This window comes from Rhodococcus sp. MurmanLake-1 (assembly GCF_056945715.1).
The window spans coordinates 218714-243968 of the sequence record NZ_JBWZNF010000002.1 but is presented as its reverse complement, the minus strand read 5'-3'; the positions used below and the strand labels follow the sequence as shown (position 1 = coordinate 243968).

Annotated in this window: 25 protein-coding genes; 9 read left to right on the top strand and 16 right to left on the bottom strand. The window is 60.7% G+C overall.

What is annotated here, in order from left to right:
- The first annotated feature begins 220 nt into the window (after positions 1–220).
- Positions 221–637: a PPOX class F420-dependent oxidoreductase gene (locus tag AC2ETI_RS07460; protein WP_483633736.1), complete on the top strand. Its 417-nt coding sequence runs from the start codon at positions 221–223 to the stop codon at positions 635–637.
- Between the two features lies 1 nt (position 638).
- Here AC2ETI_RS07460 and AC2ETI_RS07455 read toward each other — a convergent pair whose 3' ends face one another.
- Positions 639–992 carry a winged helix-turn-helix transcriptional regulator gene (locus AC2ETI_RS07455; RefSeq protein ID WP_483633735.1) on the bottom strand — a complete coding sequence of 118 codons (354 nt, stop codon included), beginning with the start codon at positions 990–992 and terminating at the stop codon, positions 639–641.
- A gap of 109 nt (positions 993–1101) precedes the next feature.
- Here AC2ETI_RS07455 and AC2ETI_RS07450 point away from each other — a divergent pair, with 109 nt between their 5' ends.
- From AC2ETI_RS07450 to AC2ETI_RS07430, 5 genes are all read left to right on the top strand, one after another.
- Positions 1102–1722 carry a malonic semialdehyde reductase gene (locus tag AC2ETI_RS07450; RefSeq protein WP_020908996.1) on the top strand — a complete coding sequence of 207 codons (621 nt, stop codon included), beginning with the start codon at positions 1102–1104 and terminating at the stop codon, positions 1720–1722.
- Between the two features lie 316 nt (positions 1723–2038).
- Positions 2039–2686: an ABC transporter permease gene (locus tag AC2ETI_RS07445; RefSeq protein WP_019745160.1), complete on the top strand. Its 648-nt coding sequence runs from the start codon at positions 2039–2041 to the stop codon at positions 2684–2686.
- Positions 2683–3894: an ATP-binding cassette domain-containing protein gene (locus AC2ETI_RS07440; RefSeq protein WP_020908997.1), complete on the top strand. Its 1212-nt coding sequence runs from the start codon at positions 2683–2685 to the stop codon at positions 3892–3894. The genes AC2ETI_RS07445 and AC2ETI_RS07440 overlap by 4 nt, the downstream gene beginning before the upstream one ends.
- Before the next feature lie 2 nt (positions 3895–3896).
- Positions 3897–4715 carry an ABC transporter permease gene (locus AC2ETI_RS07435; RefSeq protein WP_003939758.1) on the top strand — a complete coding sequence of 273 codons (819 nt, stop codon included), beginning with the start codon at positions 3897–3899 and terminating at the stop codon, positions 4713–4715.
- Complete coding sequence (locus AC2ETI_RS07430) at positions 4712–5707, top strand: glycine betaine ABC transporter substrate-binding protein (protein ID WP_019745161.1); 996 nt, start codon at positions 4712–4714, stop codon at positions 5705–5707. The genes AC2ETI_RS07435 and AC2ETI_RS07430 overlap by 4 nt, the downstream gene beginning before the upstream one ends.
- Before the next feature lie 27 nt (positions 5708–5734).
- Here AC2ETI_RS07430 and AC2ETI_RS07425 read toward each other — a convergent pair whose 3' ends face one another.
- Both AC2ETI_RS07425 and AC2ETI_RS07420 read right to left on the bottom strand, forming a co-directional pair.
- Positions 5735–6511: a trans-aconitate 2-methyltransferase gene (locus AC2ETI_RS07425; RefSeq protein WP_020908998.1), complete on the bottom strand. Its 777-nt coding sequence runs from the start codon at positions 6509–6511 to the stop codon at positions 5735–5737.
- Positions 6512–6555: 44 nt separating this feature from the next.
- On the bottom strand, positions 6556–7602 hold the full coding sequence (locus tag AC2ETI_RS07420; RefSeq protein ID WP_483633734.1) for a phosphatidylinositol-specific phospholipase C domain-containing protein: 1047 nt from the start codon (positions 7600–7602) through the stop codon (positions 6556–6558).
- 192 nt (positions 7603–7794) lie between these two features.
- Here AC2ETI_RS07420 and AC2ETI_RS07415 point away from each other — a divergent pair, with 192 nt between their 5' ends.
- Entirely contained in the window at positions 7795–9318 is a 1524-nt protein-coding gene (locus tag AC2ETI_RS07415) for an acyl-CoA synthetase (RefSeq protein WP_080909560.1), read from the top strand.
- Between the two features lie 19 nt (positions 9319–9337).
- Here the strand turns inward: AC2ETI_RS07415 and AC2ETI_RS07410 are convergent, their stop codons facing one another.
- The 3 genes from AC2ETI_RS07410 to AC2ETI_RS07400 form a co-directional block, all read right to left on the bottom strand.
- The gene (locus AC2ETI_RS07410) at positions 9338–10402 is read right to left on the bottom strand and encodes an acyl-CoA dehydrogenase family protein (protein WP_080909561.1); all 1065 of its coding nucleotides are present in this window, start codon (positions 10400–10402) and stop codon (positions 9338–9340) included.
- Positions 10399–11547 (bottom strand): acyl-CoA dehydrogenase family protein, encoded by a 1149-nt coding sequence (locus AC2ETI_RS07405; RefSeq protein ID WP_259116831.1) that lies wholly within the window; start codon positions 11545–11547, stop codon positions 10399–10401. The genes AC2ETI_RS07410 and AC2ETI_RS07405 overlap by 4 nt, the downstream gene beginning before the upstream one ends.
- Before the next feature lie 124 nt (positions 11548–11671).
- Complete coding sequence (locus tag AC2ETI_RS07400; protein WP_483633733.1) at positions 11672–12226, bottom strand: TetR/AcrR family transcriptional regulator; 555 nt, start codon at positions 12224–12226, stop codon at positions 11672–11674.
- A gap of 185 nt (positions 12227–12411) precedes the next feature.
- Between AC2ETI_RS07400 and AC2ETI_RS07395 the strand changes: the two genes are divergently transcribed.
- Positions 12412–13635 (top strand): cytochrome P450, encoded by a 1224-nt coding sequence (locus AC2ETI_RS07395; RefSeq protein ID WP_483633732.1) that lies wholly within the window; start codon positions 12412–12414, stop codon positions 13633–13635.
- 6 nt (positions 13636–13641) lie between these two features.
- On the opposite strand, the gene AC2ETI_RS07390 is transcribed toward AC2ETI_RS07395, so the two are convergent.
- Positions 13642–15027 carry a lipase family protein gene (locus tag AC2ETI_RS07390; RefSeq protein WP_483633731.1) on the bottom strand — a complete coding sequence of 462 codons (1386 nt, stop codon included), beginning with the start codon at positions 15025–15027 and terminating at the stop codon, positions 13642–13644.
- Complete coding sequence (locus tag AC2ETI_RS07385; protein WP_483633730.1) at positions 15027–16310, bottom strand: hypothetical protein; 1284 nt, start codon at positions 16308–16310, stop codon at positions 15027–15029. The genes AC2ETI_RS07390 and AC2ETI_RS07385 overlap by 1 nt, the downstream gene beginning before the upstream one ends.
- A gap of 460 nt (positions 16311–16770) precedes the next feature.
- Between AC2ETI_RS07385 and AC2ETI_RS07380 the strand changes: the two genes are divergently transcribed.
- Positions 16771–17376, top strand: coding sequence for a hypothetical protein (locus AC2ETI_RS07380; RefSeq protein ID WP_283384066.1), 606 nt, complete (start codon positions 16771–16773; stop codon positions 17374–17376).
- A gap of 99 nt (positions 17377–17475) precedes the next feature.
- On the opposite strand, the gene AC2ETI_RS07375 is transcribed toward AC2ETI_RS07380, so the two are convergent.
- The 8 genes from AC2ETI_RS07375 to AC2ETI_RS07340 form a co-directional block, all read right to left on the bottom strand.
- Positions 17476–18093 (bottom strand): alternate-type signal peptide domain-containing protein, encoded by a 618-nt coding sequence (locus tag AC2ETI_RS07375; protein ID WP_483633729.1) that lies wholly within the window; start codon positions 18091–18093, stop codon positions 17476–17478.
- A 41-nt stretch (positions 18094–18134) separates the two neighbouring features.
- Positions 18135–19826 carry a signal peptidase I gene (locus AC2ETI_RS07370; protein WP_201026960.1) on the bottom strand — a complete coding sequence of 564 codons (1692 nt, stop codon included), beginning with the start codon at positions 19824–19826 and terminating at the stop codon, positions 18135–18137.
- Positions 19827–19833: 7 nt separating this feature from the next.
- Positions 19834–20430: a SipW-dependent-type signal peptide-containing protein gene (locus AC2ETI_RS07365; protein ID WP_029256183.1), complete on the bottom strand. Its 597-nt coding sequence runs from the start codon at positions 20428–20430 to the stop codon at positions 19834–19836.
- Positions 20423–21058, bottom strand: a complete 636-nt coding sequence (locus tag AC2ETI_RS07360; RefSeq protein ID WP_024488237.1) for a signal peptidase I — start codon at positions 21056–21058, stop codon at positions 20423–20425. The genes AC2ETI_RS07365 and AC2ETI_RS07360 overlap by 8 nt, the downstream gene beginning before the upstream one ends.
- Positions 21055–21609: a hypothetical protein gene (locus tag AC2ETI_RS07355; RefSeq protein WP_029256184.1), complete on the bottom strand. Its 555-nt coding sequence runs from the start codon at positions 21607–21609 to the stop codon at positions 21055–21057. Before AC2ETI_RS07355 ends, AC2ETI_RS07360 begins: the two co-directional genes overlap by 4 nt.
- Positions 21610–21612: 3 nt before the next feature.
- Positions 21613–22164: an alternate-type signal peptide domain-containing protein gene (locus AC2ETI_RS07350; RefSeq protein WP_024488239.1), complete on the bottom strand. Its 552-nt coding sequence runs from the start codon at positions 22162–22164 to the stop codon at positions 21613–21615.
- A 515-nt stretch (positions 22165–22679) separates the two neighbouring features.
- Positions 22680–24275: an amidohydrolase gene (locus tag AC2ETI_RS07345; protein ID WP_483633728.1), complete on the bottom strand. Its 1596-nt coding sequence runs from the start codon at positions 24273–24275 to the stop codon at positions 22680–22682.
- Positions 24272–25231, bottom strand: a complete 960-nt coding sequence (locus AC2ETI_RS07340) for a DMT family transporter (RefSeq protein WP_029256186.1) — start codon at positions 25229–25231, stop codon at positions 24272–24274. Before AC2ETI_RS07340 ends, AC2ETI_RS07345 begins: the two co-directional genes overlap by 4 nt.
- Positions 25232–25255 lie beyond the last annotated feature (24 nt).

Sequence of the window (25255 nt, the reverse complement as noted above, 5' to 3'; positions counted from 1 at the left end):
TGCCCTTGCCGGGGCGCGTGGTGGGGCGGTTCCGCGAGCTGTGTGCTCAACCCGCGGAACCTTGTCCTCATCCACCACCGGTAGCGAACCAGGACCCGTTCTGCCCACAGATTCGTGACCAAAGGCCTCTCGACCACACGAACACTGTGTGATCCAGAACACTAGTTTTGATTACGTTGCATCTACGTTGCGTACGTGTTTCGTCCCCGAAGGAGAACAGATGGCATTCACGGAAGAAGAAATCGCATACATGCAGTCGCAGCCACTGGCGCGCGTTGCGACGCTCTCACCACACGGGCAACCAGACGTCGTTCCATTGGCCTTCGAATACGACGGGGCCCACTTCTGGATCGGCGGGGGCGGCCAGAGTGTCCTGAAAACCAAGAAGTTCCGCAATATCGGGTCAGGACAACTCGAAGTAGCCCTCGTCATCGACGACATGCCGTCATTCGAGCCGTTTGTCGCGCGCGGGATCAGGATCTACGGAATCGCTGAACAGCCGATCGACAGGGTAGGAATGGTCGGTCCCGGAATCTATTCACGCATCACGCCGACAGTCTCGTGGAGTTGGAACTTGGCGGGAGAACCGGCAGGTGACACCTGGTACGAATCTCACAAGACTGTTCACACGCAATAGGTCAGTTCGGGCAACTCTCGGGTGGCAGGTTTTCGGCGGCCCACGTTGTCAGTTCACTGAGAGCGGGGAGCAGCGCCTGCCCCGACGCCGTGAGTTCGTACTCCACAGCGATGGGCGGGCCGGCGTCGACGCTCCTCGTCACCAAGCCTGCCCCCGCCAACTCCGTCAGGCGTTCCGAGAGTACCGAATCACTGATCCCGCCAACCGCGCGCTTGAGTTCGGAGAATCCCGCCGGCCCGTTGAGCAGCGTGCCGAGAATGACGCCGTTCCACCGTTTGCCCAGGAAGCCGAACGCGCGGGCCAACGCCCCGTCACATGCGCGGGGTTCGTGTTCCGCTTCGCTCTTGCTTGCCACCCCACCATCCTAGCCACAGTGCTAACGTATCCGTAGGCACTATTTTTTTACTAGCAACTAGCTTTACCGGGTAACGCTCGGATGAGCTACAACGGAAACGGAACCACCGATGTCACTCGACGCAGCCACCCCATTTACCGCACAGCAGCTCGACGCAGCCGGCCGTGAACTGCTCTTCACAGCAGCCCGCACGGCAAACTCCTTCTCCAACGAACCGGTCACCGACGACGAACTGACTGCGATCTGGGAGCTCGCGAAGTGGGCACCGACCGCGGCCAACACCAATCCACTGCGCGTGCTGTTCGTGCGTACGGAGGAGGGCAAAGCGCGCCTCGTCGAGCACATGTCCGACGGCAACAAGGCCAAGACCGCATCGGCGCCTGCTGTCGCGGTTCTTGCCGTTGACACCAAGTTCTACGAGCATATTCCGGCACTGTTCCCCATCCGTCCGGAGATGAAGGACTACTTCGAGTCCGACGACGCTGCCGCCACATCGAGCAGCAAGTTCAACGCCGCACTGCAGGCTGGTTACGTGATCCTCGCGATTCGGGCGCAGGGCCTGGTCGCCGGCCCGATGGCCGGCTTCGACGCCGACGGCATCGACGGCGAGTTCTTCGCGGACGGACGCTTCAAGACCACCCTGGTGGTCAACATCGGCCATCCCGGCGAGAACCCGTGGTTCGACCGTCTGCCGCGGCTGTCCAATGAGGATGCGCTCAGCTGGGCCTGAGGCCGACTCGTACAGTTCCCACAATGCGGGAGGGTTCTCCGGAGCCCTCCCGCATTGCTGTCTCGAGCGTTTGCTGTCTCCAGCACGTTTCAACTCCGCACGCAGTGGGTACCTACCCGCGTCCCGCAAAATCTCACGTCCAGAACAACATCCGACACGCTGCAATCGGAATTAGTTGCAGTATCTCAGTTTTTGGACGACAGTCGAGGGAAACCCCTCGGCCTACAGAGGCTGCGGGGAAAGCCCTTGTGCGCCGGTCGGTGTCGAGGGAAGACGTTCGAGCGAGCAGAAGTCCGAAGAAAGTGGGTTCGGAAATATGGGCGCCCTATGGGATTTTGTCGTTGCACGACGACAACAATTGATGACCGACTCGTACCTACATGTTTCAGCAGTTATCCAGTCCGTGATCATCGCGACGATTGCCGCCGTGATCATCGGCATTCTCGTCTACCGGAGCCCGGCGGGATCCTCCATCGCTACGGCGTTGGCCAGCACGATCCTGACGGTTCCTTCATTCGCTCTCCTCGGACTGCTCATTCCGATTCTCGGTCTCGGCGTCGCTCCCACGATCACCGCGTTGATCTTGTATGCCCTGCTCCCGATCATTCGGAACACGATCATCGGTCTGGATGCGGTCAACCCGGCGATCACGGACGCAGCCCGCGGTGTCGGAATGAATCGCATGCATGTTCTGAGTCGAATCGAGCTGCCGATCGCGTGGCCGTCGATCCTCACCGGCATGCGGGTCAGCACACAGATGCTCATGGGCATCCTCGCCATCGCGGCGTACGCCAAGGGTCCTGGTCTGGGAAACCTGATCTTCTCCGGACTCTCGCGTGTCGGTAGCCCGAACGCTGTTCCTCAAGCGCTGGTCGGCACCGTACTGATCGTCATTCTGGCTCTGATTCTCGACGGAATCTACGTCGTCATCGGTCGTCTCACTACTTCGAAGGGGCTGCAATGACTGAAACCATTCCGTCTGACGTATCTGCAGATCAGAAGGTATCCGGGGTCGAGATCGTTCTCGAATCCGTCACCAAGCGTTACCCGGGCCAGAAAGCTGCAGCGGTGGACAATGTTTCACTGACTGTTCCGGCCGGTGAGATCGTGGTCTTCGTCGGACCTTCGGGTTGCGGCAAGACGACGACGATGCGCATGATCAACCGTCTGATCGAACCCACCTCGGGCAAGATCACCATCGACGGCAAGGACGCGCTGTCCATCGACCCGGACAAGCTTCGCCGCGGCATCGGCTACTCGATCCAGCAGGCAGGATTGTTCCCGCACTTCACCATTGCGAAGAACGTCGCGACGGTGCCCGGCCTCATCGGTTGGGACAAGAAACGTATCGCAGCTCGCACCGACGAGATGCTCGACCTCGTCGGCCTCGATCCCGATACCTATCGCGACCGCTACCCTCGCCAGTTGTCCGGTGGCCAGCAACAGCGTGTGGGCGTTGCGCGGGCGCTGGCTGCCGATCCACCTGTCTTGTTGATGGACGAGCCTTTCGGTGCCGTCGACCCGATCACCCGCGGCCTGCTGCAGGACGAACTGATGCGCCTGCAGTCGGAGTTGGGTAAGACCATCGTCTTCGTCACCCACGATTTCAACGAGGCAGTCAAACTCGGTGACCGTATTGCCGTGCTGGGCAATCAGTCCAGCATCATGCAGTACGACACTCCGGAAGCGATTCTCGCCAATCCCGCAAACGACATGGTCGCGGGATTTGTCGGGGCGGACGCCTCGCTCAAGCAGCTGACCCTGACACGCGTGCGCCAGATCAAACTCAAGCAGTGCCTCACCGCCCGCGAAACCGATTCGGTCGATGATTTGAGAACCGCACTCGCAGCGCGTAAGTGGAAGTGGGCCTTGATTCTCGATCAGCGTGGACGGCCGCTTCGCTGGGTCTCGCCCGGCCACCTCGCCCATGCGTCGACGCTTCGAGGTGTCGGTAACGAGATCGGCGAAGCCGTGTCCATCCAGTCCACCCTGCAGGATGCCTTGGAAGCTCTTCTCGCTGAAAGCAATGCGTCCACAGTGGTCACCGGACGGCGCGGCGAGTATGTCGGTCTCATCACCATCGACACACTGGTCAGCCATCTCTCCGAGATGCGCGAGGAGCATGCGCACGACCACGACGAAGAGCCAGACACCGAGAACGTCGAGGGTTGAACATGACTGCCACGACAGAGGAGCGCGTCTCCGCGCCTGAGATGGAACCGGACGCCCCCGATCTGGGTGCGGCCGAGAACGCCGCCACGCGCCGTGCGGAACGGATGCGACTGTATGTGCAACCGGTCATCGTCCTGATCCTGGTTGCGGGCGTGTTGATCTGGGCATTCAGCCGAGATCTCAACGCGACGCAGAAGGCGAGTATCAATCTCGACAACATCGTCACACTGACCTGGCAGCACGTACTGATCACGGCCGCCGTGGTCATCATCGTCGTCGCCATCGCAGTTCCACTCGGAACTCTGCTGACCAGGCCGAAATTCACCCGGCTGGCACCGTTCTTCGTGGGGATAGCCAACATCGGAGCCGCGGCGCCTGCCATCGGCCTGCTCGTGCTGTTCTATCTCGCAACAAGAACGACGGGCTTCTGGATCGGCGTATTTCCCATCGCGTTCTATTCGCTGCTCCCGGTGCTGCGCAACACCATCCTCGGCTACCAGCAAGTGGACAAGACCTTGATCGATGCCGGGCGCGGGCAGGGAATGTCTTCGCTCACGGTCCTGCGTCAACTCGAATTCCCGATGGCCGTCCCGTACATCCTTGCAGGACTGCGCACTTCGCTCGTTCTGGCAGTCGGCACCGCGACGCTGTGCTTCCTGGTCAGTGCCGGCGGACTCGGCATTCTGATCGACACCGGATACAAGCTCCGCGACAACGTCACCCTCGTGGTCGGTGCCGTACTGGCGGTGTCGTTGGCCTTGCTGATCGACTGGCTCGGCGCGCTCGCCGAAACTTATCTCGGGCCCAAGGGATTACGATGACCAAGACTTCGATCACCAGAACGTGGGGCTGGAAAGTCGCGGTTGCCACGATCGGCCTCACACTTGTCGCTTCGTGTGGCCTCGAGTCCGGTGGCGCACTGCCCCTGGCTGTCGGCCCCGGCAGCATCGAGCCGGTTCCCGAGCTCGAGGGTGTGAAGATGACCGTCGGCTCCAAGGACTTCACCGAGCAGATCGTGCTCGGATACGTCATCGAATTCGCGATGGCCGCTGCGGGCGCAGATGTTCGAGATCTCACGAACATCCAGGGCTCGAACAGCACCCGTGACGCACAGTTGAACGGGCAGATCGACCTTGCGTACGAGTACACCGGGACCGGCTGGATCAACTACCTCGGCAACGAGACTCCTCTTCCCGATTCGCAGGCGCAGTTCGAGGCCGTCCGTGATGCGGACCTTGCTGCGAACGACATGGTGTGGACCGATCCGGCGCCGATGAACAATACGTATGCATTGGCGATGAGCAAGGAGACCGCTGAGAAGACCGGCGTCAAGACGGTTTCCGACTACGCGAAGTTGGTCGAATCCGATCCCGGCGCCGCGGTGACGTGCGTCGAGACCGAGTTCAACGTCCGCCAGGACGGATACCCCGGCCTGGCAGCGAAATACGGTTTCGACGCCTCGCGTGCCCAGCGCCAGATCCTGCAGACCGGCATCATCTACCAGGCGACAGCCGACAGCGATCAGTGCAAGTTCGGCGAGGTGTTCACCACCGACGGTCGCATCATCGCACTCGATCTCGTTCTGCTCGAAGACGATCTGCAGTTCTTCCCGAAATACAATCCGGCATTGGTCATGAAAAAGGACTTCGCGGAAGCACATCCGGAGGTTGCCGAAGTCATGGCGCCGATCTCGGAGAAACTGACCAACGAGGTGATGACCGAGCTAAACCGGCAGGTCGACGTCGATGGCAAGGAGCCGGCGGACGTGGCTCGCGACTGGCTGGTCTCGGAAGGCTTTGTCACCGCTGAGTGATCGGCGGACCGCAGCACAGCCGAGTAGTTACCGCTTGCGTCCCACGCAGAACACCCGCCGGAACGGAAACAGCGTTCCGGCGGCTGTTGCGGGATACGCCTCCCGCAGCAGATCCGAATACTGGCGCTCGAACTCCGGAGCGTCGGCCTCGCCGAGAACGTCCAGCACCGGCCGAAGTCCAGTCCCCCGAACCCATCCGAGCACCGGATCAGCACCGGCCAGCACATGTACGTACGTCGTCTCCCAGGCGTCGACGTCGAATCCGTGCTCCTGCAGACGCTGCGCGTACGCAACCGGACTGTCGACGCCTTCCGGGCCGCGTAGGACGCCACCCAGTCGCTCGCTCCATTCCGCGGACTCCGCGAGGCTTCGCATGAGCGCATGTGACGGTGCATCGAAGTTTCCCGGAACCTGCCACGCCAGCCACGACCCGGATGCCAGGGTGTCCGCCCACTGGTCGATCAGCTCGCGGTGGCTCGGAACCCACTGCAATGCAGCGTTACTGACGACCACGTCGTAACCCGTGGCATCGAAGGACATGATGTCCCCCAACTCGACGGTGACGTTTCCCGGTAGGTCTGTCGGGGCCTGCGCCACCATTTCGGGAGACGAGTCGAATCCGGATACCGAGGCGTCCGGCCATCGTTCCCCCAGCATCGCGGTCAAGCTACCTGATCCGCAGCCGAGGTCGGCTACCCGCGTCGGGTCTTCGGTCGCCACCCGTGACACCAGGTCCACGAACGGGCGTGACCGCTCACCCGAATAGCGGCCGTAGACTTCGGGATTCCACGTGACAGTGCGCATGAACCCATCCTGCACCCTGTTCCTGAGAATTGCCGCCCTCTAGATCACCGACGCGGCACCACGGTGGACAGTACGTTCGGCAACCTCGACCAGTCCGCGGTGATGTAACTTGCGTGATCACCCGCCAACCGGTCGAGACGCTCGCTCGCCTCCACCTCGGTGGCATGCGCACCGTCGATCTGTGGAGCGACCTTGTGCGCGTCGGTCATGACGAGCAGGTAGCCACGATCGTGGTACCACTGCGGATCCACAACGCCCGAGGTGTAATCGAGGGCGTCGCCGTCGAAGATCACGAACCACGGGCGGATGCCCGGGTCGGCGTAACGGTCGATTCGTGGGTCTCCCGGTGACGCCCGGTGAACAGCGGGAAAGGCGGCGCCGAGTTGGACGAGTCCGGCAGCGGACAGATCTCGCAAGTGCGTCGCGTACTGCCGGTCGGTCCACTCCGTGTCGAGCGGGTTTCCCTCCTCGATCGTTCCCGGAATCAGCTCGAACAGAAATTTGCCGCTCATCTCGGACATGGTCGGCCATCCACGGTCGGTGACGGCGGCATCCGGGGTCGAGTAGGACTCACCCATCAGATCGGATGGAGTGAAGACCGCGTCGCCGAGAGTCCCGAGGATCAAGGCGTCGAGATCGGCAGGTCCGCGTCCGTAGCCGGTGGTGAAACCGTCCTTGAGTTCCAACTTGATCATCACCGGAGGATGCTCGGGGTCGGCTTCGTGCCACGCCCGCATATCTGCCAGGCATCCGCGCAGTCCCTGATCTCGCTGACCACTTCGCAACCCGGATGCGTCCTGCGCACCGACGCAGTTGCTGTCACTCACCACCGGATTCATGTGCGAGACACGCCAGTCCGGACCACCGCCGTTGGTCCACAGATCCAATTCGAGCAGCGAGGCCCCGGAGTCCAAAGCGTCGGCGAAGTACGGAAACGTCGCCTTCTCGTAGGAATTGTGGACGCCGACGGACGTGGTCTCGGAGAACGAGCGAGCTCGGTCCGCAGTCGCCTCGGCACCGGCCGTGGGAGCCGAGACGACCGAGACGACCGCCGCGAATGCACTCACACCGGCTACCAGAATTCCACGCATGTTCGACGCTCTCGCAGAAATCACGCCGCTGCAGGACGGAATCGGAAGAGACAACTGGACAATCGTCCTAGACTGCATCGAGGGTGAGGCGCGGTCTCAGGCGGTGAGTGAAGGAAATTATCAGGCAAATAGCATCATGGCTGGAACTGATCCGAGTCGGAGCACTCGGCCCACACCCGCAGAAGGAATCGCATGCAGCTGACTCAATTCGTTCACCGATCCCTGCGAGCATCACCCGATGCGGTGATGACGATCTTCGACGGCCGGCTGCGCACGTGCCGGGAATCGGTGGACCGGATGAGCAGACTCTCCGGAGGGTTTCAGACTTTGGGCCTGCGCACCGGTGACAGAGTCGCAATCTTGGCATCGAACTCCGACTACTACCACGAGGCGCTCCTGGCCTGCTGGTGGTTCGGAGCAGTGGCCAGTCCGGTCAATTCTCGCTGGAGCACGGCGGAAATCACGTACGCCCTGGAAGATTCAGGATCGACGGTATTACTCGTGGACGAGAACTTTGCTTCCGTCGGATCTACCCTTCGCGAGGCGTGTCCAGGCCTGACCACTGTCGTCTACTGCGGCAGCGGCCCGGTTCGCGACGGAATGCTCGACTATGAACGGGTGATCGCGGAGGCGACTCCGGTCGACGATCTGCGCGTCGGCGGCGACACGCTGGCACTACTCCTCTACACCGGCGGGACCACCGGAGTGCCGAAGGGCGTGATGATCAGTCATCAAGCGCTGATGACCTCGGCGCTTGGTACTCTCGCGGCAGGCAGCGTGGCTGTCAGCAACGGAACGAACCTCGCGATCAACCCTCTGTTTCACATCGCCGGGATAGTCGGATGGTTGGCTCAGTCGCTGATGGGTGGCACCCAGGTGTTCATGCCGAACTTCAGCCCACGCACGTTCCTCGAGGCCGTTGATCACCATCGCCCGACAACTGTGGGTCTGGTGCCGACGATGCTTCAGATGTTGGTCGACTACGAAGACTCGACCACCTATGACTTGTCCAGCGTCAGGATCCTGAGATACGGCGCCTCGCCCATTTCACCGACGCTTCTCGAACGAGTCATGCAAATGTTCCCCAACAGCTCGTTTGTGCAGGGCTACGGGATGACTGAAACCGCGCACATCAGCATGCTGAGCCCGGCTGATCACCTCGAAGGTGGTGATCTCCTCCGCAGCGCCGGTCGAGTACTGCCGCACTGCGAGGTGAAAATCGTCGACCCGACCGGCGCGGAACTCCCACCCGGCGAGGTGGGCGAAATCGTCACGTTCGGCAGCCACGTCATGCTCGGATACTGGAACAAACCGAAAGAGACCGCAGAAGTGCTCCGCGACGGGTGGATGCATACCGGCGACGCCGGATACCTCGACGCCCGCGGTTACCTGTTCATCGTCGATCGCATCAAGGACATGATCGTCACCGGTGGCGAGAACGTCTACTCCACCGAGGTCGAAAACGCTCTGGCACAACATGAATCCGTCGCGTCCTGTGCCGTGATCGGCCTGCCCGATACCCAGTGGGGCGAGCGTGTCCATGCCGTAGTCGTCCTTCGGCATGGTTTCGACGCCGACGCCGACGAACTGCGCGCTCACGTGAAAACGCTGATCGCCGGTTACAAATCTCCGCGTACCTTCCAATTCGTCGATGCATTGCCACTGTCGGCAGCAGGCAAGATACTGAAGCGCGATCTTCGTTGCAACGCAACGTAATCCTCTACGACAGTCAGGATTACAGCTGCAATGTCGGTTCTGGATCAGTGATCAAGCGGTGCAGTGACGGCGATGCAGCTACGGCCTCTCCCAGTTGCGTAGCGCTCGCGATTTCGTCGCCGAACTCCGATCGCCAGGCATGCAGTCGTCGGGTGAGTTGTTGCAAGCGGTATTCGCGGGTCATGCCGATCGCACCGTGTGCCTGGTGGGCGGCGCGCACGCTCGCGAGCGCATTTTGTGAAACCACCAATTTGGTTGCGCTCACTTCGAAGTCGGCATCGCCTCTGGTGAGTGCATGTGCAGTGCGATCGACAGCCAGCGTGGACATCGATGCCATCTGAGCGAGAGTGACGATATGCTGCTGGACGGCTTGGAACTGCGCGATGGGCCTACCGAACTGCACCCGCTCCGACACGTAGCGACGGGTCAACGTCGACACCGACTCCATGGCTCCTGCCATCTGTACCGAGCGCAAGAACGCGCCGAGCCTGTTGAGAATCCGCGGGTCGACAAAGTTGTCGCCATCGACAATCCGCGCTTCTGCGAACGTCAGGCTCTGACGCGGTTGCCCGGCAAGATCCGTCCCTCCACCGATCTCGGCGTCGGAGATGTTCAGGAGTACAACGCGATCACCGAGAACTGCTGCCAGCACTGATGCGGCGCTACCCCACGGCACATCGTGAAAGGTGCCCGACAGGAAACCGTCGTTGGTGCGACGCACATCGTCGCGCTGCGATCCCGGCGCGACGGTTGCGATTCCGGAGGGCACCGGTAGCCCGGCCGCTGCTGCCAGCCTGCCCGCGAGGTACGTCTCGGCGAGCGGCAACGGCGCAGCGTGCCTCGCCGCCGCGCGCTGGACAGTCACGGCGTCGAGGAGCGAGCCACCGGAACCACCAACGGATTCGGGAAGACCGACCAGTGGCAACCCCAGTTCGACTGCCGCGCTCCATAATCCGGTGGGCAGACCGTCCATCTCCGCCTGCGCTACCACCTCGGTGCCGGACTTCTCGGCGAAAAATTGTTCTACCATCGATTCGAGGTCGGCGTCGAATGTGTACGCGTTGATCTCTGACCCCGAATTCATCGGTTCAATCCTTTCACGATCACGGTGCGGAGAATTTCGTTGGTTCCACCACGAATCGACCACGACGGCGCCACCAGCACGGCCCGTGCGAGCAGTGACTCGTACGGGTCGTCGGAGGCAAGGTCTGGAGCCCGGCCGAGGTGCCGTGCCACGGTGGCAACACAGTCCTGTTCGAAGCGTGTTGCCATTTCCTTGATCAGCGCGGCCTCCGTGACCGGCGAGCGACCGGAGTCGACCATTCGTGCAATGGACAGCGACATCCCACGAAAAGCCCAGCAGCGCGCCGTAATCGAGCCCAGATCGGCGAGGGCAGAGGGACCGCCCATCGCCGCCTGGTTGGCTGCCCAGTTCTCGAGGACCGGCATCAGCGACATCCAACGGTCGACGCCACCTCGCTCGAGTGCGAGTTCACCGGTGTTTTGTCCCCAGCCCGCTCCGACGTCTCCGAGGCGACGCGAGTCCGGCACGAAAACGTCCTGGAACGACACCTCGCAGAAGTCCTCGCTTCCGTCGATGAACGGAATGGGTGAGACGGTCAGGCCCTCGCTGTCGCGATCGACGATCAGCTGAGTGAGTCCGTTGTGCTTGTCTGCCGAGGTTCGAAGCAGAGCGAGTATGTGTGTGGCATGGAAGGCACCGGTGGTCCAGATCTTGGTGCCGTTGACTTTCCAGCCACCATCAACACGTTCGGCGCGAGTGCGTACCGATGCCAGGTCCGAACCCGAGTCGGGTTCACTCATCCCGATCGAGAACGAGAACTCACCGCTCGCGATACCGGGAAGGAAGTACCGCTTCTGTTCTTCCGTGCCGTTGGCGGCGATGCTCGGACCCGACTGTCTGTCTCCGATCCAGTGATAGCCGACCGGCGCTCCCCGCGCGAGAAGTTCTTCGACGACGACCAATCGATCCACTGCTGACCGTCCGCCCCCGCCGTATTCCTTCGGCAGTGACATTCCGAGCCACCCACGGCTACCGAGATCTCGCGAGAACGCCGGATCCACAGCCCCGGACATCCCGAGTCCGAGGGGGTAGCTGCCCGGGGTTAGCCGCTTGTCGAGGTACTCCCGCACTTCGGCCTGAAGCGCGAGTTCCTCGATCGTCAGTTCTGTTGCGTCGAAACGCATGGACGTACTGCGTACCACCATCGTGACTTTCTCCTTCGCGGCAGCGGACAGGCTTCAGGGTACCGAGCCGAGGAACGAATGCATGAACCGAACCGTCTGCAGCAGCGACCGACCCGCCGCACTGTTCACGAACACGGAACCCTGCTCAGGAGCAGACGAACGACTCGACCATCCGTCGTTCGTCTGCCCTGTCGGCCAGTGGCCACGCCAACAGCATCAACACGATCCGAACCACCCACTGCGACTGTTGACCTTCGGGATCCAATCCAGCAAGTTCGAGTGCAGTACGCGGTAGCAACGGAGAAGACACGAGATACTCGTCGATACCGTTGGCCCGCGCCGCCGCAAGGCCATGGCTCATGGCGGCGTCGGCTCTGATCGCGTCGACGGCGACGAGGATCGACTCCACGATCCGCTGGTCGCCACGCAGTGATTCGACGGCAGCCGCAACCTGGCTCGCCACGGACGCAGCACCTCGCGACAACAGCCCCTCACGGATCGCGGACTTGCCACCCACGTAGCGGTAGAGCGTCGCCCGCGAACAGCCTGCGCGGGAAGCGACGTCGTCGGCATTGAACCGATCGAATCCCTGTTCTCGAATCAGCTCTGCTGCAGCCGCGAAGATGCGCTCGGTTGCGAGTTCACGGCGGTTACCGCCGGCCAACCAGTCGGCGGCGCGGCGCTCGTTCACACCGGTCACTCTCCGTCACCTCGTCTCATCTCGAGACAGATTCAATCAGAAATCTCAACGCTACGGAAGGCCGCGAGCCTCTGACCTGGGAGAAGTACGAGGGGGTTGAAGTGCGTGAGATTTTCTCAAAATGCCAGTTCAGAGGCATTTCCCACCTGTTGACTTCTCCTCGACGGCCGTGAAATCTTCCATTCGTGACACCACCGACGCTGGACATCAACCCCTTCCTCCCGTCGAATATCGACGACCCTTACCCGCTCTACGACGTACTCCGGCGCGAGCACCCCGTGTATCGAATACCCGATACCGACTTCTATCTGGTGTCGACGTGGGAACTTGTCACCGAAGCCGTTTCCCGTACCGAGGACTTCTCCTCCAACCTCACCGGCGTACTGGTTCGAACACCGGACGGATCTGCCGTGACGTTCGACATGAACGGCGGCGGGCAAGCCGTTCATGTCCTCGCGACCGCCGACGAGCCCGACCATCAGCACCAGCGCAAACTTGTGCTGCCGACACTGGTCGCCAAACGCATACGAGCACTCGAGCCGACGATGCTCGAGTACACGCAGCAGTTGTGGGACAACGGCTTCGACGGTCGCCACATCGACTGGGTCACGTCGATAGCGGACACCCTCCCACTGCAGATGGTTGCCGCACTGATCGGCTTGCCGCCAGCCGACGTCCCCCAATTGCTGGCGTGGTCTTACGACAGCACCGAACTTCTCAGCGGCATCGTGACGGCGGAACGGTTTACGGACGTCGTCACCTCGGCGGCCGAGCTCACCGGGTACCTCCACAGCAAGTTTCGTGAGGTGCGGACAAACCCGGTCGACGATCTACTCGGAGACCTCGTCCACTGCTGTGACGCAGGCGAACTCAGCGAAGACGTGGCCGTGCTGATACTGGTGCAACTCGTCGGTGCAGGCGGCGAATCGACCGCCGGACTGATCGCCAACTCTGCTCGGCTATTCGCCGAGCGCCCCGAGATACAGACGCAGCTGCGCGAGGACCCTCTACTCGTGAGCGCATTCCTGGAGGAGACGCTCAGACTCGAGTCGCCTTTTCGCGGACACCACCGACATGTCAATGCGGACACAACCCTTGGCGGAGTGGCGCTACCCGCCGGCAGTCATCTCATACTGCTGTGGGGCTCGGCGAACCGGGACCCAGAGTCGTTCGCCGAGCCACACGCGATGAACCTCGACCGGGCCAATCTCCGAGCGCATTTCGCCTTCGGCAAGGGAGCACATTTCTGTGTCGGGGCCGCGCTGGCCAGGATGGAAGCAAAGACCGCCATCGGTGTACTTCTCGAAAACAGTTCGCATGTCACAGTCGATTCCGAATTCCCGCCACGTTGGGTCCCCAGCATGTTCGTACGCCGCCATCAGAGTTTGCGTCTCGCTGTCACCGGATAGTTTCACTCAGTTGTCGAAATTGTGGGCTATCCAATCGATTGTCTGCATTCCGAACAGGTCTGTCCCCCAACCGTATGGATCCGCGACTGCGCGATCCATACTGCAGTCGGTGGGCTGATAGCTCACGTCCGTCCCTCGGCTTCTGTACGTGTCCGCCAGTTCTCGCGCATCAGCTGCCGGTACAAGTGACATCGGGGAGTCGTCCTTTGCGCACGAAGTTATCAATACCTTCGACGCCGGAGCACCGTGGCCCAATACGTTGTCGTCGTACGCACGCTGGAAGCTGGGTTCTGTGATCGGATCGATTCCCGGCGCGAAAAGGCTTGCCAACGGCACGAACGGAAGCGTGAAGTACGCCGGCATCTGGCACTCACCCCGGTACACGTCGGCAATCACTCGGCCCACGGGATTGAGCTTGTCGTTCAACTTCATCTCGGGATACCACGGTTCGAGACCGAGGAGCGTCGCAAATCCGAAGCCCGCGCCGACCGAGGAATCTGTTGTCTCCATGAATGTTCGGGGCTTGATCACCATGCCCTCGAGGACTGTCGAGACGATATCGAGTTCCGGCGCGTAGGACTGCGCAGATTCGGCGGCGAATGCCGAACCAACTCCACCACCAGCGATTCCGAACAACGCAATCTCCGCATCCGGATTCAGCTCGGAATCCTGCAGCTGAAATGCTGCGCGCACTGCATCCAACTGGGCGTGCCCGGCGAACTTACCCGCGAAGACACCGTGGGGATCACGGTCTCCGTTGTTCCCGACGTCGGAAATCACTACGGCATAACCTTTTCCGAACATCAGCGCCAGTGGACCCAAGCCCGACCAGGAGGCGCCGTCCAGCGGATCGCCGCCGGTCCAGTGTGAACTCGGATGACAGTAGCCGCCGACGCTGTCGTTGGCCTCCTGATAGCTGATGATCTTCTTCTCCGACGCCGGCGTTCCGTCGATCGGGATCATCATGATTCCAGTGCTCACTACCGGCGTCGAACCGTCGATTCCGGTTGTGACATACATGATCTTGTAGGCGTCGAGCTGTCCCGGTTTGTATCCGGTGAACAGTACATCCACCTTCTTCGACTTCAGGAGATCACCGGGACGCTCGGCGCCGGTCAACACCGGCTCGTCGTAAAACGGATCATCGGCGGTGAGAGCAGTGAAGATCTCCTCTTCGGATGCGAACTCCCCTGAACTGAGAGCACCGACGGTGAACCCGTTGAATACCTCTCCCAGAGTTGGGGTGTCGGTCCGAAACTCCTCGGATACAGGAGTTTGCACGTCTTTCGGGACATCATTGTCCGGCACCCCAGCTCCGGCCGTTGCTGGCAGGACCAGCGCAACGGTCAGCGCTACCAGCGGCGCCGACCTTCGGAATGTCGCCGACGACATCACTGAACCGTCACTTTCAAACTGGAGAGGGCCGATTCGAGAGTTTGTGGGAGGGTCATCATCGGGCGGTGGCTCTCCAATTGAATTTCGTAGGGAACACTCAATGTGGCTACGAGCCGTGGCCAATCTTCTTCGACCATCGCTCGGTACTTCGGCAATAGCTGTGAGGTGATGTAGTCCCACCGGTCCTCGTACACCGACCAGTTCCAATCCGGCAGTGGCATCGTCACGTTCGCGGTGCGTCCGTCGGCGAGTGTCGTCGTGAACTCGAGGGGCCGGAACGAGCGAGGCGGGACCACGCCGGCGACCGAGGGCGAGCCGGCAACGGTCGATGCGTAGGTGATCGCTTCTCCCACATCACCTTTGTAGGCGCGCACGGTATCCCACTGGTCGCGGATGATCACCCCTTGCTCACGTTGGAGCAGCGCAACGTTCCCCAGTGCGATCCGATTCGAATCACTGGACGCGACATCACGCCAGGCGTCCATGACATCCTTGCCGAATAGTCCGGCACTCTGCATTTCCTCCAGTGCAGGAAGCCCTTCGTCCACGTATGCCTGATGCATCGGCATCAGATCCGAGAAGATGTTCTTCTGCATCACCAGGATCATCCCCAGCACATAATCCAAGTCGTCCGCCGTGACGTTCCTGCCCACCGCCGCGAGTGCGCGCAGCCCTGCCGGCAATTGGTTCAGCGCTTGCACGCCAACCTGATCCGTGACCTGAGAAACTATCGAATTGGCAACCTGCTGGAGATTCGGAAACGAGTACACGTCCGCCATCAGTTCGAAGTCGATCAGTCCCCCGCCGAAGTCCGCGCCTACCTGTCCGCCCATGCCCGCCCACTGCAATTCCGGGTGACCGAGTTGCAGATCCTCGTAGTAGCGGTACGACTTCACCAGGTTCGTGCGATTAGCCGACACTCCGGCGCGCGGATTCCACGATGAGAGATCGATTCCGGCGGCTTCCGTGGCAGCGACCAATCGATACTGAAACAGCAAGGCCGCATAGGATTCCGGATTGCGACCACTGGCGCGGGCTTCTTCCACAAGGGCTTGCAAGGTGCCGAGATCAGTCGGCAACGCGGGATGGACACCGCCCGGACCGTGTTCGGCATTCCGATTCACCAAAGGCAAATTCAAATACTCGTCCAGTTCGGACGCCGACGCTGATGTCTGGACAGACAGCAACGCGGACATCGCCAGCGCACATGCCGCCGTGGCTGCCAATACGTCTCGCGCCCAACGACGTCGCCGAACTACGGCCCCCAGGTGAAACCGCATATCGGTCCTCGTACTCAGGTCGGCAATCGCCCCGATCGATTGCCGAATTCATACTTACTTTGCAGTAAGATAGCTGAATCTGTAAGAAATACCAAATGCCGAATCAACATCTCCGCAGCGTCTGAAGCCATTGCAGATGAGAATCCTTTACCCCGCATGGCCGGCATCGAAACCCACTCGTCAAGCGATCGACCAGCTATCCGCGCTCCCAATCTGCGGCTCACATCCGCTCCGATCACAGTTCATTTTCAGCTCCCTCCCAGTAGATTCGTCAAACTTCCGAAAATTGTTGCACAACATACAGTTAGCTCTCACAACTCGTCACGCTCGGACGTTTGTCCGACTAGAATTCGGAGTTGTGAAAACTATCAGTTACCCATCTCGAAAGCCTGGTGCGCTATGGAGCACAGTCATTGGGATACTCACGGCCCTCGTACTTGCACTGGTGGGCGGAGCGCTGATGCCGTCGCTCGCTCACGCAGCGGACGGTGAGAGTGGAATCATCGAGTACTCCGCAGACCACTCGACCTGGGGAGATACTTCCAAAATCGTCTGGAGCACAGACATACTCATCCCGGGTGGGACCAACACAACCACATTTTACGTCCGAAACGCATCGGACCGCGCAGGTGAGGCACGCTTCTACGTCGGAGATTACGAAATCAGCGACGGCATGGAAGCATTCCTTCGTGTCGACGTAAACGGCGTCGCCGGCAATCCGCTCACCGTCACCGGCGATGCCGCCACACCAGGGACCCAGTTGAACTCGGTCCGCCTCGCACCGGGCCAAAGTGCCAAGGTTGTCTTCGTCATCGGAATGCCCTTCGAGGCAGGGAATTCGTCGCAGAACGGCAGTATTACGCCGAACTGGAGTGTGGACCTCACGCTTGATTCCACCGATACACCCGTCACGCCCGGCGGAACCGGATCACTCGATTTCGGTTCCCTGAATTTGGGGTCGGCGAGCTTCGGTTCACTCGACACCGGATCAGTAAAGACCGGATCTGCCAGCTCCGGATCGCTTGATGTCGGATCGCTCGGCGAGTCGGTCACATTCATCGGATAACCGCCCCCTACAACAATTCACAAAGTGAGGCCGGGTAGCAAATCTGCTACCCGGCCTCACTTCTGAACAGCTATTACGCTGGCGTCGACCGCACCGATATCATGCAGGTATCTGCACCAGATTCACGTCGAATCGCGCCAAGTTCAACGACTGATCCATTGACAACGCTGTCGCCGAATCCTTGTCGAAGGTGAAACGTATTGCCACATCGACGATCTTGCCGTCCTTCGACGTACTGACCACAGTTCCGTCCGCACCGACCGGCACTGGTACACCATCGAGCTTGACTTCCGTGACCGGCTTCAGCTGGGCAACCAGAGCAGCTCCGCCGGAGACACCCAGATCACTGGTCGACAGCTTTGCCTTCATTTCAGTTCCCTTGATCTCCAACGCGAAACTGGCGCGATAGGTCAGAACGTCGCCCGGCACGACAACCATTGTCGAAAGGTCGATCGGACCGTTCTGATCCGTCCATGTTGGTGCAGTGACGGTTTTCAGCGCCAACGAACCGGATTCGACCGGAGTAGTCACGACAGGGGTAGTCGTAGCCGGAACGGAAGTGGTCGTGGTGGGCTTGCCGCCGCCTGAGGAACCCAGCGAGCCGGTATCAGCACAGCCCGTCAGGAATGCCGCTCCGCCGAGTACGACCAGCGATACCCCGATCATTCTGGTACGTCTCGCGTTCCATCGACTTGCGGGAACGATACGATCATTCATCCGAACTCTCCCGTCCCCGAATTCCCTCTGTTCTTTATTCATCACTTCTGCCCGTCGATCCAGGCAGCGATCTCTGCGGGAGCTTCGCCGGAGGGGTTCTTCTCCGAGACACCCGTTGCGGCATTGACTCGATAAACGTTGGCGCCGTCCACGATCCACAGGTCGTCTGCGTCAGACTGCCACATCACGGTCGCAGTGGCGCTCACCGGTGTGCTCGACACCGCCGTACCCGAACTGTCGGTGACCACCACTGCGACGCTGGCACCGTCCTGCAGCAACGCTGCGCTGTAGCCGGTCAGCGATGTCTGCGCCGCACCCAATGCCACCGGCGCTTCCTTCGTGGTCGTGCTGGTTGTCGTGGTTGCATCCGTTGTCGTCGTTGCATCCGTTGTCGTTGTCGGAGTTGTCGACTGAGTCGTAGTGCTGGTCGAGGTCTCCGTTGTTGTGGTGGGACCGGTCGTGGTTGTCACGTCAGCCGTAGTGGGAGCCGTCGTCGACGTGCCTGTCGTTGTCGGTGTACTGGACGTGGTGGTCTCGGCAGCCGTCGCGGTTGTCGGAGCAACTCCGCGAGCAAGCTGCTCAGTTTCAGCGACAGCCGCGCCGGCGATCGAGCCTGCCTCACCTTGGCAATAGATGCTTGTCTGAGACGCAGGTTGGCGTAGGTTCCACCCTCGCCAGTCCGTTGACGATTCGCCCGTGATTCGGTTGATCGTGTAGATGCGAAGCGTGTACGTGTATGAGTTGAAAACGCTGTAACCAGCATCTGTGTAGTAGATAGTGGATGAGACCTGGGTTCCTACTGCGGCACCGACACCGGGATCGTATCCCCATGTTTTCATCAACGAGTTTCCGTTGTAGTACCGCGCCTCGTAGCGATATTGGGGGCCTATGTGACTCCACTTAACAGTGGACGATTGAGAGCCACCTATGCCGTTTGTCGTGCAACTGACGCTGCTCGTTGCAGGATTGATCTTCCCGCTCACGGTAATGGCACCACTCGTTGCGACGGCAGTGTCTGTGAAAGCCGCTGCGGTGCCGCTCACCTGCGTAACACCGATCAGTGCAAAGGCCGAGACACCGAGAACCGCAAGCTTTCGGAGCGAGAACGCCGAGCGATGTCCGCCTGTCCCGCTGCTCGAAGAAACCATCGGAAACTCCATCGTTGCCGCAGCTTCCGTGTCCACACTGCCAACTCCTCCACTCGGACCGTCATCCGAATCCTTGCGGCGAGAGTTGGGCCGGAAGGCAATGATCACCAATCCGCCGACCAACGCTCCGCCGAGGAAGATCGCGAGTGGGCTGGAGAGCCAAGCAATTGCGTAGCCCAGGCCCCCGACGCTGAAGAAAATGCGGTCGGCTTCGGTGATGAAGTAGGGCTCCACGTCTGGCTTGGCATTTGCGTCGCCCTTGAGAGTCACCGTGACGGAGTTACCAGCCTGCTGGTCAAGTTCGTACACGCGGTGTGTGATGCGCGTGCTCTGTCCGTTGACGACGCTTACGACGTCGCCCACTGAGAGGTCGGTGGCGGGCACGGTTCGAGCCAATGCCAAGGAGCCAGTGGTGATTTCGGGAGACATCGAACCCGAACGAAAGACGAGCGGCTTGATGCCGAACAGCATCGATGCCGCGGCGGCGAGAACACAGATGAGTCCAGCCACCGCCCCTATTGTCAGCGCGAGTTCGCGACCGGCACGTGCCGATCTCGAACTGCCGGGAGTAGTGTGATCAGACATGGTCACCTCAGGCCGTCGTCGCCGCGAACTGGAATGAAACATTGATCGACTTGTTCTGTTGTGCCGAAAGCACTCCCGTATCGAGCGCAACCTTGAAGCACAGAGTCTCAGAACCTGTATTCGCAGCCAACTGACGTCCTGTTGTGATGATCGGAGTCGCGGCAGTCGTCGACAAGCCGACCGGGCCGGCAATCAGGGTTGTGCAACTCTGATCGAGAACAGTCACCTTCATAAACGGGGCAAGCGCGGCCTCGCCTGTTGCGGTTGCTGCCATGGTGTATTTGAACTGTGCCGCGCCAGTGTTCTGTACAGGCAGAGTTGCCGTGACACTGTCGCCGGGCATCATGCCCGTCTTGGTCAACGCGGTGAAGCCGTAAGCAGTCGGATCTCCCGGGTCACCGTTGAGCTTCATCTCGATCGAACCGGTGCTGAATACGCCGGAAGTCGCTGTAGCGTTGTCAGTCCACGCAGCAAGAGTGCCAACGGCACCGAGGCCCAGGACAATTCCCACCGACATGATCGCGCGTGCGCGACCGCTGGTTGCGCCCCGGACCAGACGTGTACCGAGCGAGGCGGGCGCCTGCTGCTCCTCGTGCTTAGACATGGCTGTGCCTTTCTTGCTGCTCAACTCGAGGCGCCGGCGCACTCGGTTCGGAAGGTTGGGGGTCTGCAGACGCAGAACGTCGCCGGGTACGGTCACGGACCGATCCGACGAACATGAACACGGCATAGATCGACAGTGCGCCGACGACAACCGTCAGCATCACCGAGCGCATCTGCCCCGTGATGGCGTTGTATACGTACCCGATGTACGGCACGCTGTACCACACCTTGCCGCGAATCTGCTCCGGTACAACGGGATTCTGATCCGCTATCGGATTTGCATCGCCTTGTGTGACGAAGGTGAGATCACCAGCGGAGTTGAGTCGCACCATCGTGATTCGGTGCGTAACCACATCGGGCTTCCCCGACTCGATTTGGTAGGTGATCGCATCACCAGCCTGCAATTGGGCAGCGTCCTGCGGTTTCACCACGATAAGGGTGCCGGGTGGATAGGTGGGCTGCATCGAGCCGGTCAACACAGTGAAGGGCGTCGACCCCGTCAAACGTGGAACAACGACCGTCGACAACAGAATCGCCAGAACACCCAGCAGCAGAGCCCACGAGACAATATTGCGGATCCACCACCAGGCGCCGGTTCTCTGATCAGAACCCTTCACTGCGTGCGTCATACCGACTCCGCTTCGAATGAGAAGTGCACGCTCGTGGAGACACCAGAAGCAACGTCAGGACCGACAGTGCCACGCAGGCACAAGATATCGGTACCGCCGGCAGCGACAGTGCGCCATCCCGGAGCTGTCGGTACCTGAGCACCGACCATGGGCCCGTCGTAGATCGCGGTGCCGGCAGCTGTGCCTTGGGCGGGGCAACCGGCCTCTGAAGTCACTGGCGTCACCGCGAGTGAGAGCGGAACATCAGCGGAAGACTGCGCGACGTTCTGGATCCGGTAATTGAGAGGAACATTTCCGGAGTTGTGAACTGTCAACGGAGCCTGTGCATATGCGTTGGGGAACATACCGGTGGCGCCCAGAGCAGTGAAGTCGTAACTGCTCTGGCCGCTACCGGCACTGCCCACCGTCAGGTCGAGGATCCCGGACTGGATCGTGCCACCGGACAGTGTTTCAGCGGCCGTCCACCGCGCGCTGGTCTGCTGCACCGATACAAAGATCAGTCCGATGACCAGCGCGGCGGCAGTTGCCCACCAACGGTAGTGCTTACGCAAGCCTTAGGCCTGATCGAGAGTGACGTTGAAGTTCGTCAGATCGACCTGGCTGTCCTGCGAACTGTTGGTTGCTGGAGCCTTCGTGAAGTCGAAGACAACATTCACGCTGACGACGTTGTCGTTGTTCGCGGAAGTGATGACAACGCCTGTTCCGTTCGTCGGCAACGGAGTCGCTCCGACCGTCGCCGTCGTGACCGGAGCCATCTCGGCCTTCAGCGTGCCGGTTCCCGTGATCGTCGAAGCATCCGCCTTGAGCGTCGCGCTCAGATTGTTGCCCACAGCACCGATCTTGACGGAGCCGGAGTAGGTGAGGACGTCGCCAGGCGAAACCTTGAATGTGCTGATGGTGACGGGGGCCGCGGTACCACCGTTGACAGCTGCGTTCGAAACCGTCCACGACGGGGTTCCTTCGGTCGTCAGCGTCAGCTTGCCCGAAGAAATAGTGCCGCCGTTCAGAGGCGCGTTTGCGTTCCACGCCGCCATGGTTCCCGCGCCACCGGCGAGGAGAAGTGCTGCTGCACCGGCCGCGACTGCGCCCTTGGTTGCCTTGTTCATGGAGAACACTCTTTTCGTCTGGTCCCCGTGGCGGGGAGCTTGCAGGGTGAGAAAGCTGGTCGGATCCAGTCATGTGCGCCCTGGTACGGGCAGAGGGTTTCGTTCATCCGTGGTCAGTGAGGGGTCGTAGCGGTAAGTGCAGAGCGAGAGCGTGTTGCGGAAAGATTGCGAGCCGTTCTCGCGAACGGGCCATTCCTCTCTCGTGCTGTCGACGTCCGCTTGCGTCGTTTAGATTTTTACCACACGTATCAGTAATTTTTGGCGAAAAGCTGGTCGAATGTCCAGAAGATTGTTGAAACCTGAACTTGACTACAGAATCGCCTCTCACCTGGACTATTGGAAAAACCTAGCGCTTTGTTGCAACCCGTTTGCTGAAGTAACCTTCGTCCAGATGGTCCTTGGGGTCCGAAAATGAACGGAAACAGGTTCTACAAACTTTTGGTTTGTTTTGGAAATTGTTCGACTGCTGCTACTTCGAAAGCAGCGACAATCGAGCAACAACTAAGGCGGAGGCCCTACGCCTCGAAGACGGTCTCACCGCCGACAACCGTGCGCAGGACCGACAGTTCGTTCAATTCCCGAGAAGCGCTCCGCAACGGATCTCCGTCGAGCACAACAAAATCCGCCAAAAGTCCCACCGCTATCCGACCTTTGTCCGATGACTCACCGGTGAGACGGGCGGCAGCGCTTGTGTAACCGGCCAACGCATCGGACGCGGAAACCCGTTGCTCTGCACCCAGAACATGACCTTCTCGCGTCACACGGTGTACGGCTGTGTTCATCGTGAAGAGCGGGTTCACGGGAGTGACAGGGCAGTCGCAATGCAGCGCGTAGGCAAGCCCCGCCGCCACGACCGACGCCACGGGGCTGATCCGCTCGCCACGACCCGGTCCGAGGAACCGATCACGGTGCCGGTCGCCCCAGTAGTAGACGTGGTTCACGAAGATCGACGCCACCACCCCGAGTTCGACCATCCGCACGATCTGATCTTCCCGCAACGTCTGAACGTGCTCGAGTCGATGCGAAACTTCGACGTCCGGGTGTGCCGTCCGTGCCGCTGCAATTGCGTCCAGTGCAAAATCGATGGCTTGATCACCGTTGGTATGAATCGCAACCTGCCGGCCGGCAGCGTGATGTTCCGCGACGAGCACCCCGAGTGCACCTGCCGGGATTGCCATTCCGCCGCAGTGGCACCCGCCCAGATCGTGGTACGGCTCGGTCAGGGCAGCGGTGTGCAACTGAATCGACCCGTCCGAAATGAGTTTGACGCCGCCCACACGAACTCGGTCTGTCGAATCGGCGAGTTCACCCAATTGATCGTGAACCCCGTGGCCGAGGTAGAGGCGCGCACGCAGCCTCAAGTCACCATCGGCGTCGAGTTGCCGGTACGCCTCGTACATCTCGGCTGTGACGTACATGTCGTGAAAACTTGTCACGCCCACCGAAGCCATGACTTCCTGCGCCCGCAGCATCGCGACCTTGGACGCATCCGGGTTCATATCCGGAACAAGTCCGTGCACCAGAGACATTGCCGGAACCTCGCACAGTTCACCGGTGGGTACACCGTCACTGTCCCGAACGATGACACCACCCTCCGGATCGACCGTAGTGGCATCGATCCCGGCCTTCTCCAGTGCGACCGAGTTGACATAGATCCCGTGAGCAGACAAGTGCCGCACCAGAATCGGATGCTCGGTGGATGCCTTGTCCAGATCAGCTGCGGTCAGACCTCGATCCTCCGCCACAAGGCTGTCGTCGAAGCCCCACGCTTCTATGGGCTCGCCAACTGGTGTGATCGCGGCCCGCGCGGCCAACGCCGTGATCAACTGCTCGATGGTCGGGCACGCACTCGTCGTTGCGTCGACCCCACTGAGCATCAAACCCCACATCATCGGATGAAGGTGCGTCTCGATGAACCCCGGAACAACAACCGCTCCGGCGAGATCGACAACGGAGGTTTCGGAATCGGTCAGCGCCGAGATCTCGGCATCAGTTCCGAGGGCGACAAATCTGCCGTCCTTGACTGCCACAGCGGTGGCGTTATCGCCGACCGCACCGTCCATGGTCCTGATCTCGCCGTTGATGTAGATGTGGTCAGCCACCGTTGTCATACGCTTGTCTCCATTCGTTTTCCGACTACAGTCGTCGAGGACTTCTTCGCAGGTATCCGCGTCGCCACAACCACTCCGGCCAAAATCATTCCGGCACCTGCAAGTTGGACGAGAGTTGGGGTCTGTGCAAGCATCACCGCGCCGAACAGCAGTGCCGACGCCGATTGCAACACCAGGCTGGCGGCGACTGCACTGGCAGGCAGACGCTGACTGGCGCTGGCCACCAGGAGCCACCCGATCACCTGAGATACCAACGCGAGCAGGACAAGCCAGCCTTGAGCTACGAGCGAAGGCGTCAGATCCAAAGTTCCACTCACGAGGCCGTATGCACCTGCAGTGAGGGCAGTGGCTCCCGTCGAGACGAACATCGGCAGAGCCGTTCTACCCGCCGCCCGAGTAGCCAGACCCATCAGGAAGATGTAGACCGCGTAGGCGCCTGCGGCGATCACGGCAAACGACACTCCGACAGCAGGATTCGACCCGGTGAGCGTTGTGCTCGTCCCGGCTACCAGAGCAACTCCGACGAAGAGCAACGGAAGGCTGGCGACCAGTTCCCGGCCGATCCGTTGGCGCAGAACAACGTAGCCGAGGATTGCGACGAACAGCACCTGCAAATTCAGGATCACAGTCGAAAGACCTGCCCCGATCGAATGAATCGACTCGTGCCAGAGCACCAGATCGATTCCGAGGAACGCGCCGGCAAGCAAAGACTTCACGATCCAGGGCGCCGAGATCGAAGACCGGGATGACCGACGACGCTGAACGAGCACGAGTATGCCGAGAGGGATGAGCGCATAGAGACACCGAAAGAAGGCACCCGTCGACGGAGACACTCCTGAGAGTTCATAGAGCACCGAGGTCAACCCGAGGATGCATGCACCGGTGACGACTACGCGCAGGTCACGACGGCGTAGTTGATCGCCGGACGGCACGCGTGGCGATACTTCATCACTCATGGTGATAATGTATCACCGACGCAA